This is a genomic window from Streptomyces sp. NPDC054887 (assembly GCF_053610585.1).
Genome location: NZ_JBSGYQ010000004.1, coordinates 112,784 through 128,095, shown reverse-complemented (window position 1 = coordinate 128,095; position 15,312 = coordinate 112,784). Strand labels below are relative to the sequence as shown.

Below are 15,312 nucleotides of genomic sequence, written 5' to 3'. Positions count from 1 at the left end.
GTGCCTACAGCCGGGAGCATTCATGGCGTTCGGCGCGTCCGGGGATGCGCGGTGCCGAGTCGCCGGAGGTAAGCCGCCTTGGACATCGGAAGCACGCGCAGGCCGTGCTTTCCAAAACTCACAGTGAAGGACGGCGAAATGAAGGCATTACGCACCCCTCGACGCCTGGGAGTCAGCGCTGCCGCGCTCGCCCTGGCCATGGTTGTGTCGGCGGGCGTCGCCACTGCGGCTCCTGCGCCGATAGCCGAAGCAACCGCTGTCCCTTCCGCAGCGGCGGACCGCTGCGGAAACCACACCCACTACGTCCTGGACCAGAACTACCGTTTCTGGAGGAACTGCATCTCCAAGAGCGAGAAAATCAAGATCGACTTCATACTCTGGTGGGACCAGGAGGTCTGTGTGTCGGCGGGCTCGGACACGATGCTCGGCACACCGACCCAAGTACGTGGAGCGTCCCGGGTCGGTGACTGCTAAGGCGCCGGATCGGGGCCGCCTATGCCGAGGAATACGCTCGCTGAACAGGGCGGCTGAGGACGTCGACCTGTACCAAGTGCTCGACGTAACCAGGCCCCACGGAATCGGATCGCGTCGGCCATGAGGGTCCGAGACCCCTAGGATGCCGGGGTCAACAGGGCAGGACATCGGGGGTGCGTGGCATGAGTGGTTACGGCAGTGGTGGGTACGGTGGCCAGGTGGGAGGCGGTCCCCCGAACCCGCCGCCGGGACACACCTTCGCTCCACCGGTCCCCCCGCAGGGGTATCCGTACGCGCAGCCCGGCCCGCCGCCGGGATATCCGTACGCCCAGCCCGGCCCGCCGCAGGGATATCCGTACGCGTTGCCCTACCCGCCGGTCCCGCCGCCGCGCGCAGAGCCGTCGCGGGCCCGGCAGTTCGTGCGCGGTGTCTACAACCCCTTCTACGCCGCCCAGCGGACCTTCCGCCCCTCGCGTCCCGGGATCGTCGACGACCGGGTGGTCCGTAAGCTGCAGTTGTGGCGAAGCGGGCTGGGACTCGTCGCCTGGGTGACCCTGATGGTCACCTACAACGCCGTCGCGAGTGCTGACGTTCAGGGCGTGGCGAGCGAACGCCTCAACCAGAGCTGGTCCAGCGTCCTGGTGTTGGTATGCACCTTCCCCGTGGTGGTCGGAGCTTTCGTGGCGGCGGCGCGGGACGGGCTGCGCCGTGTGTACATGCGTCGGGCTCTGCGCCCGCTCGGCTCTGTGCTGGCCATCATGGTGTCCATGGGAACCGGCGCCCTTGCCATGGCACCGGAGCTGGCGGGTTTGCGGGATGCCGTGGGCCTGCCCGGGAAAATCGTCATCCTCGTGCTGTGCCTGTGGTCGATCGGCTTCGCCCTTTACGGCATCGGGCTGTCCCTGGTGCACGTCTTTCGTACCGCCGACATCCATGAGGTGCTGCCGCCGGTGCTCGCCGGCGTCCTCGTCTGGGAGTTGGCGCTCCTGGACGTGATCACCGGGGCGTACGACCGCGTCCCGACGGGTGCCCGCGTGGCGTTCATCCTCGGTGCCCCGCTCACGGTGACGGCCCTGTCCTGCTGGGAGTTGTACCGGCTGCGGCGCGACCACGGATTGACACTCCGTTCGGCCCTGCGACGCTGACATTCTCCGGTTCAGGGCCCACCGCCAAGCTCGGCGAGATTGCGGAGTGAGTCGGCTTGCGCTCACCTACGGGCCGTCGTGCACGAAGGGCGCCCAGAGGGTCGGGTCGGTGAGGTGCTGGGCGCGGAGTTCGGTGACGGCCTCGTGGAGGGCCCGGGCGGCGTCGGCGGACGTCGGGCCGTCCGGACCGGCGAGGTGGCGGTAGAAGGCCGGGGCCACCTGGGACGCGGCCTGGTCGTTGATGGACCACAGGGTCGCCACGGTGTGCCGGAATCCCGCGATGCGCAACGCGGCGGCGGTGTGCACGGCTTCGTCCGGTAGCTGCCCGGGGCCCAGCCGGGTGTGGCAGGCGGACAGGAACGCGAGGTCCGCCGTGTCGAGTCGCAGGTCCGCCATGTCGAGGACGTTGAGGTCACCGTCCCGCAGGCAGAGGCCCGAACCGGCGGGTGCCGCCATGTCGAGCCAGCCGTGGCAGGCGAAGTGCGCCCAGGCGTGCTCGGGCAGTTCTCGCCGTACGGCGGCCGAAGTGGCCGCGTCCTCGGCCAGGACCGTCATCCGGCGGCCGAAGATCTCGCCGAGCGCTCGGAGTTCCTCCGCCACTGCGGGCAACAGCGCGTGGCCGCGTTCGGTGTCGGTCTGCGCGACCGCCAGCAGCGTAGGATCCGCGGGCGCGGGCCGCCGTCGGGCGTCGATGAGGGCGGACAGTGTGGTGGTGTACGAGGACACCACCTCGTACGGCACACCGACCGGCCGAGTGGGGTCGGCGGCGACGCGCGGATAGCGTCCGGCGGCGTGCAGCGGCAGAGCGGTGAGGGACGCCGTGGGGCTCCACCACAGCCGGGGCGGGGTCGTCGACCCGGTCGGCCGGGTAGAGGTCAGCCGGTCGAGGACCGGTCGGGCGATGTGTTCCCACAGCCACTCCAGCGTGTCGTGCATGGTGTGCCGAGCACGCTCGCGTATCAGGCTGGTGGCACTCGGCTCCATTGCGGCCGCCAGGTGGCTCAGGTAGGTGTTGGCGACCGCGTCGATGCCCGGCACGTTCACATCGGGCAGTGCCACGACGTCGATCCCACCGCCCTGCAACAGGAGGATCGCGTCACAGCGGATCGTGCTGATGTTGACGATGACGACGGGCCCTTCCGCCGCGGCGGGGGCGAGCTCGTCATACGTTGCCGGGCCGAGGAACGCGGAGAACCCGGGCGACTCCCGTACCTCGCCCACCAGTTGCTGCCAGCGCCGGGCCAGCCGCAGACGTTCCTCCTGGTCGAGTTCCCCGTCCTGGTTGAGCGTCGCGCGGACCTGCTCGAGCTCCGCCGCGCGTGCGGGGTCGTGTGCCGCGAGGGCGGCGAGGTCCGCGCGCAGGTGCAGGGCCGAACGCCACAGCACCGACCGGCCCTGTTCGAGCAGTTCGACGGCCAGTTCAAGCTGTCCGCCTGCGATCGCCAAGGCCGCCGCTTCGCGCGGCATCGCCGCGCCGCCTTGAATGCTGTGCACCTGGTCTTCCCGGTCCAGACCCGCCCAGCCGAACTCCCGCAGCAGCGCGACGGCGGCGCAGGCCGCCGCCAGGGCTTCGGCCCGGTCGTCGGTCAGCATGGCGACGCCACCCCAGGAACGTGCGGCGAGGAGCCGGTCCTGGACGGAGGGGCCGTTCGCTTCCGTCGCTTTCTTCAAAGCCGCCGCCGCGGCCAGACGGTCCGACTCGTCCCCGTCGCGGAGAAACCGGTCGATCAAAGCCACTGCCTGGCCGATCTTCACCTCGGCGTAGACGTAATCCGTCGCGTCGCACGCTTCGGCGGCCGCCGTGAAGGCTGCCAGCATCTCGCCCTCGTGGACGGCGATCCCCTTCTTGCCGGCGCCCATCAGCAGGTTGCCGAGCGTTCGGTTCGCCTCGACCACCGCCAAGCCGCCGCTCACCAGCGCAGCCGCCTCCCGCGCCACATCGACGGCCTCACTCCACCGACCGGCGGCCCGGAGCGCCTGGGCCAGCTGCGCGGCGACGGTCGGCCGCTCCACATGGGCCGGCGGCAGGGAGTCCAAGGCGCGACGGGCCGCGTCCACGGCGGCTTCGCCACGCACGGCGAACGCACCCTCCACCAGCCGCTGCGGGTGGCCCGTCGGGGCACCGTGCAGGGCATTCCGCAGGTGCTCCTCGACCGCCTCGGCGTCGCGCCTGTCCTTGGCCCGCCCGGTCATCGCGGCCCGCGCCTCCAACGCCGCCTTCAGGGTCGTCGCCGCTGCGGAGGCGTGCTCGGTGTCATCCACTTCCACTGCTGCGAGCAGCACCTTGACGGCAGCGTTCAGATCGTCCAGGGAACCGCGCCGTGTGGCGCGGGTGACCAGTGCGGCTCCCAGGTTGATCCGTGACACCGCGTCGCCGGGGGTGGTGCGTCCTACCGCTGCCCGGCCGAGACCGACGGCTTCGTCAAGGAGCAGATCCGCGCCGGTGTGCCGGACCAGGGACAGTAGCGCCCCGCAGAGGCTCGACTCCAGTGCCGCTCGGTCATCCGGGGTGCCGCCGGGCTGTGCCAGGGCCGGTCTGCCGGTCTCCTCGACGGCGGTGCGGAGCGGACCCGGCCGCCCTGTGGCCTGGTAGCGCGCGTTCTCCAGGCCGATCAGGACCTGAGCGGCCCTCAACCGCTCGTAGTGACCGGCCCGCAGGACGTTCAGCGCCTCGTATGCGACGCCGAGAGCCTCGTCCAGGTCCTGGGTGCGTCCCCGGCGCTGATAGAGCTCTCTCAGCACGTCGCGCAACGAGGCCAGCATGAGGATCCGGGCGGGAAGCCCAGCCGGCGCCGACCGCACGGCCTCCCGGTTCAAGTCGGCGGCCCGGAGCAACAGATCAACGGCGCCGGTGTCCATGAACTCCCGGTGCGAGCGTGCCGCGGCCGCGTAGAGCCTCACCGGCTCGGTCAGCGGCCGCCAGACGAAGAAGGGATCACCCGGCTCACCCGCGGTATGGACCAGCCGGTAGACGCGATCGGCCGCCTCCGGGTGCCCGGCGCCGTGCGCGCGGGAGAACCAGTAGAACGCCTCCGCATACTGCTGCCGTCCCAACGCGCGGACCCCGTTCCGCTGGAAACCGCCGTACCCAACCTCGTCGACCGGCATGGCCCCCCTTGCCGCAACAGATAGTGAGAAGCGGCCCCAGCGTAGAGTGCCGCTCACTACAGTGATGCCATGTTCGACGCAGCCGCCCTCGACTACCTACCCACTACGGACTTCAGGTGGACCGAGCGCGCCTTCGAGCTGCTGGGGACGCGCGAACTCACCGTCACCCCGTACGAAGGGGGCGGCGCGTCCTGCTTCGTGGTCTCCGGTCGCTGCCCTCGCTGCGGCCACCACCTGGTGGACCGTCAGGTGACCACCGCTCTCACCGGCCTGTCCGGGCCCAGCCGCGGCGCGGACAGCGGGCAGCCGCCCGCTGTGACGCTCGATGTGACGTGCGGCTGCGGCAGCGAGCACGGGAACGCCCCGGCGGGAGCGATCGGCTGCGGGGCCAGCTTCCGGATCGAAGTGGTCGCCGGATGAACTGGGTGCCCCGCCTTCCCGAGCGACCGCCGACCGAGACCGATCTGGCGGAGCGCGACCGGTTCCAGGCCCTGGTGCGCGAGTCGCTGCCGGCCGTGCGGGCCAGTGCGGAGGCATGGCGCAACGGGCTGGCGGCCTTCGTCACCCTCGTCGCCGCCGCAGTAGTGATCAAGGGACGGACCACCACAGCCGACCTGCCGCCGCTGTGGCGGCTGGCCGTCACCGTACTGATCGGCGGCGGTCTCGCCCTCGCCGTGACGGGCCTGTGGCACGCCTTGGCCGCGCAGGCGGGGACGAAGCCGCTGGCGGTCACGCTGGCCGACATCCACCGCGAGCACGGTTCGGTGGACGCCTTCGAGGTCGCCACCGCGATTCGGGCGGCACACCGGCTGACCCTCGCCCGCCGCGTCGTCGCCCTGGCGCTGGCGAGCCTGTTCATCGGGACGGCCCTCACCTGGTGGGCACCCGGCAACCCACCGGGGGACCCCCGGACGACGCGCGAGGCCCCTGCGGCACCCTGCGGCAGGCCTACGGACGGCTGCTGAGGACTGCCCGCGCAAGCGGGCGGGGGTGCGGCACCGGCCTCGTGATGCCGTATCGCCGCCGCACCTGCGGGGAACTCGCATGAGGGCCCAAGGCATTCCGCCGGGGGGAAGGCCCGAGCCGGCCGGGTTGTCCTCTGCCTCAGTGCCGCTCCGCCGCTCGCGGGCGTGTGTCCGCGACGCGTGCTTCCTGCCGGGCTGCGCGCAGTGCGTCCTGGTGGCGCCACAGCCACCAGGACGTCACGGCCAGCAAGCCGGTGAAGACGAGCAGGAACAGCAGAGATACCCACATCTGGTGACTGCCGGGGCGCTGCCACACTTCCAGTGTCGCGCCCACCGCCCACAGAGCGATACCCGCCGCGTAGACCGAGCGAGTGCGACGCAACTGCCGCACCGCCCGCGGAGCCAGAGGCTGAGGCTGCTTCGAAGTCATGTCGGCGCGTGTACCCCGGCGATCGCTGTTCTCACAGGGCAACGCCGTAGTAGTAGGGAGGCAGGGGGACCGGCAGAATCCGAGGCACGTACGTCACTGGCTCAGCTCGCCGCGTTGCAACTGCGCGACAGGCCCTCGGAGCGCGCTCCGAGGGCCTGTGTGTTCTCGCCTGCGGGATCAGGCAGGGGTGATGTTCTCCGCCTGCGGGCCCTTCTGGCCCTGCGTGATGTCGAAGGTGACAGCCTGGCCTTCCTGGAGCTCGCGGAAGCCAGTGGCGTTGATGTTGGAGTAGTGCGCGAAGACGTCCGGCCCGCCGCCGTCCTGCTCGATGAAGCCGAAGCCCTTTTCGGCGTTGAACCACTTGACGGTTCCGCTGGCCATGCTGCTGCCTTCCGTTTGAGATCCGGACCCGCACCGCGCGGCCCCGGAATGCCTTGGTCTGTTCTGCACAGCAAAGTGCCCGCACCGGAGCGCGGGCATGCACTGCGAACCACGACATCTGGCCGTGACGCTACACGGTGATGCCTTCTCTCACCAGAGAGCAACGATGGTGCGTCTCGCACGGCCGTATGGTGCGGGCGCCTGCGCGCGAGGCCGCAGTCGAAGAAGGGGGACACGCGGGCTCGGCCTTACGGCTGTTATGACTTCGGCAACGTGAGGATCTCGGCCCCGTCCTCGGTGATGGCGACCGTGTGCTCGCTGTGTGCCGTACGGCAGCCCGTCGCGCTCCGGAGCGTCCACCCGTCGGCGTCGGTGACGAGTTCGGCAGTGTCCGCCATGACCCACGGCTCCAGTGCCAGCAGGAGTCCCGGGCGCAGTTTGTATCCGCGGCCGGGCCGCCCGGTGTTCGCGACGTGCGGGTCCTGGTGCATCGTCGACCCGATGCCATGCCCGCCGAACTCGGTGTTGATCCCGTACCCCGCCTGGCTGAGCACGGTGCCGATTGCATGGGAGATGTCGCCGATGCGAGCTCCGGGTCCGGCTGCTTCGATGCCTGCGGCCAGTGCGCGTTCGGTCGCGCTGATCAGCGCGACGCTCTCCGGGGATTGCACATCGCCGACGATGAAACTGATGGCGGCGTCTGCGGCGACTCCGCGTTTGGAGACCGCGAGGTCGAGTGTGAGCAGATCGCCGTCGGCGAGCGTGTAGTCGTAGGGCCGGCCGTGGAGCACGGCGTCGTTGACGGCCGTGCAGATGTAGTGGCCGAACGGGCCGCGGCCGAAGGACGGCGCGTAGTCGACGTAACAGGACAGCGCTCCCGCCTCGGCGATCATGCTCTTGGCCCACCGGTCGATGTCCAACAGGTTCGTGCCGACCGCACTTCGGCCCTTCAGTTCCTGCAGGATGTCTGCGACCACAGCGCCTGTTTCCCGCGCTCGGGTCAGCAGGGTGGGGTTCAGGATTTCGATCATCGCCACTTTTCCTCACGGACCAATAACTATACCGGCCAAACTATACCGGTACTAGAATCGGAGTCATGGTCAGACTGCCGCTCACTCCCGCAGAGGTCGCACGCGGAGAGCGCCTCGGCGCCCTCCTGCGCAGGGCCCGGGGAGAACGCTCGATGCTCGAGATCGCGCTCGACGCGCGCGTCTCACCGGAGACGCTCAGGAAGATCGAGTCGGGACGTGTGGCTACCCCCGCCTTCCCCACCATCGCGGCGATCACCGACGTCCTCGGCCTCTCCCTCGATGCGGTGTGGGCCGAGATCAGCGAATTCGACCGCGGCGTTGAACCGGCGAACGCCGGTCACAGCGCACGTGAACGACTGACCGCGTAGGCCCCGGCCGCACAGGCGCGTCGGGGCGTCGTCCATACGAGCGGCACTGCGCGTTCGACCGCGTGCTCCGGGTTGCCGCCCGGTGCGCCCGCCCGCCGGGTCCGCCCGTCCGCCCCGTCCGCCCCGTCCGCCCCGTCCGCCCCGTCCGCCCCGTCCGCCCGACAAGGGTGCCCCTGCCCCGCCGGCATGCCGCACGCCGAGCTCGCCGACGACGCCGCCCCGGCGCTCGCAGCACTCAGCAACAAAGATCCGGCGGTCCGTACCCAGGAGGCCCGAGGGCTCGCGTCGTGCGCCAGATGGCCGTGAAACGCGAGTCGGCCGCGGGTCCGTCCCGGCGGCCACCCAGGCGGAGTTGGGACGAAACCCCTGGTGCCGGGGGTGTGTGCGGAAATTCCCTCGTGCTGATGTGAGGAGGGACACGTCCACCCAGGCCTGTCCCATCAGATGCGGGATGGCGCGAAAGTGCGCACAGGCGGCACGCGGGACCGACCCCATGACGAGGACCGCCGACGAGCAGCAGAGCGGCGGCTTCCACTCTCCGCAGTCTCGCAACTTCCTCATGCAGAGATCATCAGGGCAGCTCAGACCGGGTGCAGGTCAGGGACAACCACGCTGTAGCTCCTTACGAAGCGGTCAATATGCGTGGCATGCAGCACCTCTACCCTTTTGAGATGAATTAGTTCGCCTTTGCACCAGTTGCCGCTCTCTTTAACAAGTCCGGTCGCCGTCCGAAACCTTTTGTTGACGGAGCGAATTTGCGCGGGTTAGGTTCATCAACGTCTTCGAGGAGTGCAAACGCGAAGCTAGGAGGGGGATTGTGACCATCACCGCTGAAGGTGTGACGAGCTATCACTTAACCGAACCCGAGGCCATCAAGACGCGAGAGTTGTCAGCACTCGCGAGCCGGCTCTCCGACTCACCTCCCATTGTCCTTTCAGGTCTCTTGCTCGACCTCCCCGAAGGAATGCGGAAGTCTCTGCTCGACTTCGGGGCCCAGGGCGGGGAAAATGGACACTTCTTGCTCCGCGGCCTGACGGTGGAAGGTCCTCCGGAGACACCTGCGGTCCATGGAATGTCGGCTCTCGACGACCATTACACCAACGGCACTCTCATGCTCGTCGCGGATCTTCTGGGGTCCCTCGTCGGATACCAGGACGAGAAGTCGGGTGCGCTGTTCCATGACGTGCACCCGGTGCGCGGCGAGGAGCACCGCATCGAGAACAGCGGGTCAGTCGCTTTCGACTTCCACACGGAGAACGTGCACCACCCCCTGCGACCGGACTTCCTGGGGCTGCTGTGCCTGCGTCAGGACCACGAGGCAGTCGCCGCGACCCGCCTGTCGTCCGTGCGCGACGCGCTGCCGCTCCTCACCGAAGACCAGGTGGCAGAGCTGCGGAAACCGCAGTTCCACAGCCTGTATCCGACCTCCTTCACCCGGAACACCGAGGGCCCGCGTCCCTCGGCCGGGCCTCACCCGGTGGTCTTCGGGCCCGCGGGCCGGCCGTTCATCCGCTTCAACTCGCACAACACACGGGCTGCCGACGCCGGCGGGGAACGCGTGTTGCGTGCGCTGACCGAGGCGCTGGAGAGCGTCTGCCGCGATCTCGTGCTCGCGCCGGGCGACCTCGTCGTCCTGGACAACCACGTGGTCGTGCACGGACGCAGCGCGTTCCAGCCCCGTTACGACGGGCGCGACCGGTGGCTGCGCCGGTTCTACTCCCTGCGTTCCACCCCGCTGTGGGCCCAGCGGATGATGCGGCACCCGCGTGTGCTGCCCGCGATGGCGGACATCCGCGGCGTCGTCTGACCCGCGCCCCCACACAGCTCTGCCCATGCGCCTGACGTCGTGCCACGCGGCCCGAGGGTGACCCATGTGACACGAATGAGGAACAGTGGATCTGTACGAGGTACTCGGGCTGCTCGTCGCCGCGACGGCAGCCGGGTGGGTGGATGCCGTCGTGGGCGGGGGCGGGGTGCTCCTCATCCCCGTACTGCTGCTGACGTTCCCGCAGTACCCGCCCGCGACGGCGCTCGGCACCAACAAGATCGCCGCCGTCATGGGCACCGCGACCGCCGCGTACATGTATCAGAGGCGTACCCGTCTGGATCGCTCGATCCTCGTGCCGGCCGCGGGCCTCGCGGTCCCGTTCGGCGCGCTGGGGGCCCTGTCCGCGGCAAGCGTGCCCACCAGCTATTTCCGGCCCGTCATCATGGCCCTACTGGTTTCGGTGGCACTTTTCGTGGCCTTCAGGCCGAGTTTCGGTGTACAGCAGACGGACACCGTCGTCACCCGGCGCCGCCGCATTACGGCCATTGTTCTGGCGGGCGTCGGGATCGGTTTCTACGACGGCGTATTCGGTCCCGGGGTCGGTACCTTCCTCATCATTTCCTTCACCACCCTCCTTGCCACACAGTTCCTGGAAAGCGCCGCGATGGCAAAAGTCATCAATGCCTCGTCCAATCTGGGCGCCCTGGCGGTTTTCGCGTGGCAGGGAAACGTTCTGTGGGCCATCGGCCTCGGAATGGCTGTAGGAAACATCACGGGCGCGATGATCGGGTCGCGCACCGCCATGAAAAAGGGTTCCGGCTTCGTGCGAGTCGTATTGGTGCTAGTGGTCACCGGAATGGTGATCAAGATGGGATTCGATCAGTTCGCTTGAGTGAACTCCCCGTGTCGCGAAGGCAAATTTCCTGCCACGGCGACGGGTGAGATCGTAGACAGGAGAGCTTATGGCAAGGGAACTGTCCGCGCTGTTGACATTGCCCGACTTCGAGCGTGCGGCCGACGCCGTGCTCGACTCCGCTTCCTGGGCGTACGTCGCCGGCGGCGCCGACACCCAGATCACGGTGCGTGCCAATGTCGAAGCGTTCGAGAAAGTCTGGCTGCGGCCCCGGGCCCTCGGCAGCGCGAGCGAGGAACCGGACACGTCAGTGAGTGTGTTCGGGCAGCGGCTCGCCCTGCCGGTGCTGCTGGCTCCGACCAGCCCCCAGCGACTGCTGCACGACGACGCGGAGATCGCCACCGCCCTGGCCGCGGAGGCCATGGGCACGGTGTCCATCGTCAGCACCGACAGCCACCACGCTTTCCCCGAGGTGGCAGGTTCGGTCAAGAGCGACAGCTGGTTCCAGCTCTACGCCTACCGGTCGCGGGAGGATGTCGCCGCGACGATCGCCCTGGCGGAGGAGGCCGGTGCGACCGCCCTGGTGGTCACCGTCGACGCCAGCCATGCGGCCCGCCGGATCACCACCCGGCGAGCGGGCTTCCGCACCCCCGCCCATGTCGACTTCGGCAATCTGCGCTCGCTGGGCATCCTCACCGGACCGATCCCCGACGGCGCACGCATCGAACGCCTCCCCCTGACATGGGAGGACCTGGCATGGATCCGCGGCCGCACCGGGATGCGCGTGGTGGTCAAAGGCATCCTGCGTGCCGAGGACGCCGAGCGGTGCCTCGACCTCGGCGCGGACGGGGTCATCGTGTCCAACCACGGCGGCCGCCAGCTCGACGGCGCGATACCGAGTCTCGTCGCACTCGAACAGGTCGCGGCGGCCGTGTCCGGCCGCGGCCTGGTCCTGATGGACGGCGGCATACGCTCCGGGGTCCACGTGGTCAAGGCCCTCGCCCTCGGAGCGGACGCCGTGTGCATCGGCCGGCCCTACCTGTGGGGGCTCGGGCTCGCCGGCCAGGAGGGCGTCGAAGCGGTCCTCGGCCTCCTCAAGGACGAGATCAAGGACACGCTGCTCCAACTCGGCGCGCCCTCGGTCGCCGACATCGGCCCCGACTTCGCCACCCGGGCCTGACGCTGCCTCGGCCCTTTCGACCCACTCGCTCCAGGAGTCAACCTGTGACTGTCCAGACCGTCCACTTCTCGCGCGGCATACCTCCACGCGAAGCGATACCCTCCGCCGCCATCGCCGAGCACACCTCCGCCGTACTGGCCGCCGAGCCCGACCGGGTCTTCCAGTACGCGCCCATCGGCCGCCACACCGGTGACCAGGAACTCCGGGAACAGCTCGGCAAGTTCCACTCGGTCGATCCCGACCGGGTGTTCGTCACCAACGGTTCTCTGCAGGCCCTCGACCTGCTCGCGGCGCATCTGTTGCGCGACACCGCCGCACCCCAGGTCCTGGTCGAGGCGCCGACCTACGACCGCGCGGTGCAGATCTTCGAACGGCACGGCGCCCAGGTGTCCGGCGTGCCCCTGCGGCACGACGGTCTCGACCTGGACGTCCTCAGGGAGCGCCTGCGGACGAAGGTCCCCGCGTTCGTCTATGTCATCCCGGACTTCCAGAATCCGAGTGGTGTCACCACGAGTGAGGACAAGCGCCGCGAACTGGTGCGCCTGTCCGCCGAGTACGGCTTCACCATCCTGGAGGACATTCCGTACCGGGAGCTCCGCTTCAGCGGCACGGCCCCCACACCCCTGGGTGAACTGGCTGAATCCACTGACGGCGCGCGGGTACTGACGATCGGATCACTGAGCAAGGTACTCAGTCCCGGCCTGCGCGTCGGTTACGTCGTCGGCCCGCCCGGGACACCCGGGGCCCTCGCGGCCCTGGCCGAGAGCATCTACCTGTCCCCGGCTCCGCTGCTCCAGGCGGTCGCCGCGCGGGCACTCGCGAACGGTCTCGTCCGGGACAACGTCGAGCGCGTACGGACGTTGCTGCGGCCGCGCCACGACGCCGCGGTCGAGGCGGTACGGCAGACCCTCGGCGACGTCCATCTGTGCGTACCGGAAGGCGGCTACTACATCAGTGTCCACCTCCCGATCCCTACCGACGAGGAGTCCTTCCTGACGTCGGCGCGGAACGACGGCCTTGCCCTGACCCGTGGTTCGGCCTTCTACCCGGCGGACTCCGCGCCTCCTTCCGGCACCGCGTTCCTGCGGCTGCCGTTCCAGGCACTCGATCCCGAGGAGTTCGCGGAAGGTGTCCGGCGACTCGCCGCTGCCGCTCGACGAGCGGCGTAAGGAAGACGGGGCGGTGCCCGAAGAGGCGGGCACCGCCGGCCGGTCCGGTCGGGACGGCGGGACAGAACGACGCAGCGTCGTCCGCGACGCCTCGCTCTCCGCCGTCGTCGCCGGGCTCGTCGCGGTCGTGGTCTCCTGCTCCGGCCCGTTGATGATCGTGCTGGCCGCGGCGGACGCCGGTCGGCTCAGCGACGAGCAGACGGCCTCCTGGGTATGGGCGGCATGCGTCGGGAGCGGGTTGACCTGCGCGGCCCTGAGCTGGCGGACCCGTATGCCGGTGATCACTGCCTTCTCGACTCCGGGCGCAGCGGTCCTGGTCGGCAGCCTCGGGGCGTACCCGTACGCCGAGGCGATCGGAGCGTTCCTGGTCACCGGCCTGCTCATGGCGCTGATCGGGGTGACGGGCGCTTTCGGTCGGGCCATGCGGCGCGTACCGCCCGGGGTGGTGGCCGGCATGCTCGCGGGCGTGCTGTTCTCCTTCGGGGCCGGTGTGTTCTCCGCATTGGACAGCATCCCCGTCCCCGTACTCGCCTCGCTGGTCACGTACTTCGTGGTCAAGCGGTGGTCACCGAGATACGCGGTGGCCTGTGCCCTCTTGGCCGCTGTGCTCGTGACGGTCGCGGGCCCGGGCATCCATGTCGCGGCGGGTGACATCGCGCCGGCCGTCCCGCTGTTCACTGCTCCAGAGTTCTCGCTCCAGGCGATGGTGGGTATCGCGCTCCCTCTGACCGTCGTCACCATGGCGTCGCAGAACGCGCCGGGTCTCGCCGTCCTCACCGCCTTCGGATACCGCCCGGACGATCGCATCCTGATCGGCGTCACCGGACTCGCCACGGCGGCACTCTCGCCCTTCGGCGGGCACGGGATCAATCTGGCGGCCATCACCGCAGCGATCTGCACCGGGGAGGAAGCGCACCCCGACCCGCGGCGCCGCTATGTCGCGGGGGTGGCATGCGGCTTCTTCTACCTGGTGACCGGGGTGTGCGGGGCCGCCCTCGCGGGTCTGTTCACCGCGCTGCCTGCCGATCTGGTGGCAGTCGTCGCCGGGATGGCTCTCCTGGGCGCGTTCTCCACGAGTCTCGCCCAGGCCGTCGCTGACGAGTCCGGCCGGGACGCGGCCGTGGTCGCGTTCCTGACCACGGCGTCAGGCGTCACACTCGGCGGCATCGGTTCGGCGTGCTGGGGTCTCGTCCTGGGCCTCGCCACGCACGGAGCGCTCACCTTCCGCGCACGGGGTCGCACCCGCCCATGACGGGTGCGCCCTCGTGGCGGAACGCGGACTGCCCGGCGTTCGTCAGGCACGTCGATCGCCGGGTGAAGGGCCGGGCAGTCCGAGCCTGAGCGCCGCCGGGCGGGTTGCGTAGGCTGCGTCAGAGGGAGAGGAGTTCCGTATGACGCCGAAGCAGCCCATCACCAAGCTCGACGCCCGCTACAGCTCCGCGCTCAACCCGCGCCCGGGCGCGGAGAACGTCGCCGCCACCGACTGGGCCGAGGCCCAACGCCAGCTGCGGACAGCGGAGGTCTTCTGGATCACCACGGTACGGCCGGACGGGCGGCTGCACGTCACGCCGCTGATCGCCGCCTGGCACGATGGCGCACTGCACTTCAGCACCGGGCACGGCGAGCAGAAGGCGAAGAATCTGGCCGGCAATGCGCACTGCGCGCTCACCACAGGGCGCAACTCGCTGTCCGAAGGCCTCGACATCGTGATCGAGGGCACGGCTGAGCGAGTGACGGATCCGGAGCGGCAGAACGAGGTCATCGCCGCGTTCGAGGCGCAGTACGGGGACCACATCACCTCGCCGGAGGGGGTCTTCCACGGCTTCGGCGACAGCATCCGCCAGGGCGACGACCTGCTGTTCGCGGTAGCCCCCGGCACGGCGTACGGCTTCGGGCACGACGGCCAGGCGTTCAGTCACACCCGCTACACCTTCTAGGCCCAATTCGAGGAAGTGCTGGTGTGCGGCCCGGTGCGGTGTCGGTGTCGGCCCGGCCGTCGTCAACGGGCCCGCCTCGCCCACCACACGGCGGCAGCGGCCCCGGCGAGCAGGCCGCCCAGCACCAGGCGGCTCGCCGGGGTTCCGGGTGCGGCCGAGCGGGGGGTGCGGTGTGCGCCGGCGGGGCGGCCGCGGAGGGTTCGCGGCACCGTCGGTGGCGGGGCCGGTTCCGCTGTCGGGGACAGCTCCTGCGTGATGCGCTGCCATACGTGTTCCGGAGGCGGGGCCGGCAGATCGGACGCCTGCACGGCTCGCGCGGCGACGACGACCCGCGTCATCCGGCTCAGCTCGTCCCTGCAGTGGTCGCATACAGCGATGTGCCGCAGGACGTCGGCGTCGCTGCTCGACGTCTCGTTCCCCAGTGCCAGTCGCACCAGGTCAGTGGGCTCGATGTGTGCCACCGTACCCTCCTGAGTCTGGACCCGCGTCGGCTGCTTTCCCGT

At 69.7% G+C, this 15,312-nt stretch carries 16 protein-coding genes; 11 read left to right on the top strand and 5 right to left on the bottom strand.

Going from position 1 to position 15,312, the window contains the following annotated elements; genetic code table 11:
* Window positions 1–138: 138 nt before the first annotated feature.
* Both ACWGH0_RS03865 and ACWGH0_RS03860 read left to right on the top strand, forming a co-directional pair.
* Window positions 139–474 (top strand): hypothetical protein, encoded by a 336-nt coding sequence (locus ACWGH0_RS03865; protein WP_453402514.1) that lies wholly within the window; start codon window positions 139–141, stop codon window positions 472–474.
* Window positions 475–692: 218 nt separating this feature from the next.
* Window positions 693–1,619 carry a hypothetical protein gene (locus ACWGH0_RS03860; RefSeq protein WP_453402513.1) on the top strand — a complete coding sequence of 309 codons (927 nt, stop codon included), beginning with the start codon at window positions 693–695 and terminating at the stop codon, window positions 1,617–1,619.
* 66 nt (window positions 1,620–1,685) lie between these two features.
* On the opposite strand, the gene ACWGH0_RS03855 is transcribed toward ACWGH0_RS03860, so the two are convergent.
* The gene (locus ACWGH0_RS03855; protein WP_453402512.1) at window positions 1,686–4,727 is read right to left on the bottom strand and encodes a CHAT domain-containing protein; all 3,042 of its coding nucleotides are present in this window, start codon (window positions 4,725–4,727) and stop codon (window positions 1,686–1,688) included.
* 69 nt (window positions 4,728–4,796) lie between these two features.
* On the opposite strand from ACWGH0_RS03855, the gene ACWGH0_RS03850 reads away from it, so the two are divergent.
* Complete coding sequence (locus tag ACWGH0_RS03850; RefSeq protein ID WP_453402511.1) at window positions 4,797–5,147, top strand: hypothetical protein; 351 nt, start codon at window positions 4,797–4,799, stop codon at window positions 5,145–5,147.
* The gene (locus ACWGH0_RS03845) at window positions 5,144–5,692 is read left to right on the top strand and encodes a hypothetical protein (protein ID WP_453402510.1); all 549 of its coding nucleotides are present in this window, start codon (window positions 5,144–5,146) and stop codon (window positions 5,690–5,692) included. Before ACWGH0_RS03850 ends, ACWGH0_RS03845 begins: the two co-directional genes overlap by 4 nt.
* Before the next feature lie 139 nt (window positions 5,693–5,831).
* On the opposite strand, the gene ACWGH0_RS03840 is transcribed toward ACWGH0_RS03845, so the two are convergent.
* The 3 genes from ACWGH0_RS03840 to map form a co-directional block, all read right to left on the bottom strand.
* Window positions 5,832–6,122, bottom strand: coding sequence for a hypothetical protein (locus ACWGH0_RS03840; RefSeq protein ID WP_453402509.1), 291 nt, complete (start codon window positions 6,120–6,122; stop codon window positions 5,832–5,834).
* Between the two features lie 177 nt (window positions 6,123–6,299).
* Complete coding sequence (locus tag ACWGH0_RS03835) at window positions 6,300–6,503, bottom strand: cold-shock protein (RefSeq protein WP_069925188.1); 204 nt, start codon at window positions 6,501–6,503, stop codon at window positions 6,300–6,302.
* Between the two features lie 257 nt (window positions 6,504–6,760).
* Window positions 6,761–7,534, bottom strand: a complete 774-nt coding sequence (gene map / locus ACWGH0_RS03830; RefSeq protein ID WP_453402508.1) for a type I methionyl aminopeptidase — start codon at window positions 7,532–7,534, stop codon at window positions 6,761–6,763.
* A gap of 65 nt (window positions 7,535–7,599) precedes the next feature.
* On the opposite strand from map, the gene ACWGH0_RS03825 reads away from it, so the two are divergent.
* From ACWGH0_RS03825 to ACWGH0_RS03795, 7 genes are all read left to right on the top strand, one after another.
* A complete protein-coding gene (locus ACWGH0_RS03825) occupies window positions 7,600–7,902 on the top strand; it encodes a helix-turn-helix domain-containing protein (protein WP_453402507.1) in 303 nt (100 codons plus the stop codon).
* A gap of 1,072 nt (window positions 7,903–8,974) precedes the next feature.
* A complete protein-coding gene (locus tag ACWGH0_RS03820; protein ID WP_453402506.1) occupies window positions 8,975–9,709 on the top strand; it encodes a TauD/TfdA family dioxygenase in 735 nt (244 codons plus the stop codon).
* An 85-nt stretch (window positions 9,710–9,794) separates the two neighbouring features.
* Window positions 9,795–10,562 (top strand): sulfite exporter TauE/SafE family protein, encoded by a 768-nt coding sequence (locus tag ACWGH0_RS03815; protein WP_453402505.1) that lies wholly within the window; start codon window positions 9,795–9,797, stop codon window positions 10,560–10,562.
* Window positions 10,563–10,632: 70 nt separating this feature from the next.
* Window positions 10,633–11,703, top strand: a complete 1,071-nt coding sequence (locus ACWGH0_RS03810) for an alpha-hydroxy acid oxidase (protein ID WP_453402504.1) — start codon at window positions 10,633–10,635, stop codon at window positions 11,701–11,703.
* 44 nt (window positions 11,704–11,747) lie between these two features.
* Window positions 11,748–12,872: an aminotransferase-like domain-containing protein gene (locus ACWGH0_RS03805; protein WP_453402503.1), complete on the top strand. Its 1,125-nt coding sequence runs from the start codon at window positions 11,748–11,750 to the stop codon at window positions 12,870–12,872.
* A complete protein-coding gene (locus ACWGH0_RS03800; protein WP_453402502.1) occupies window positions 12,832–14,124 on the top strand; it encodes a benzoate/H(+) symporter BenE family transporter in 1,293 nt (430 codons plus the stop codon). The genes ACWGH0_RS03805 and ACWGH0_RS03800 overlap by 41 nt, the downstream gene beginning before the upstream one ends.
* Before the next feature lie 139 nt (window positions 14,125–14,263).
* Window positions 14,264–14,809, top strand: a complete 546-nt coding sequence (locus tag ACWGH0_RS03795) for a pyridoxamine 5'-phosphate oxidase family protein (protein WP_453402501.1) — start codon at window positions 14,264–14,266, stop codon at window positions 14,807–14,809.
* Between the two features lie 62 nt (window positions 14,810–14,871).
* Here the strand turns inward: ACWGH0_RS03795 and ACWGH0_RS03790 are convergent, their stop codons facing one another.
* On the bottom strand, window positions 14,872–15,270 hold the full coding sequence (locus ACWGH0_RS03790) for a hypothetical protein (protein WP_453402500.1): 399 nt from the start codon (window positions 15,268–15,270) through the stop codon (window positions 14,872–14,874).
* Window positions 15,271–15,312 lie beyond the last annotated feature (42 nt).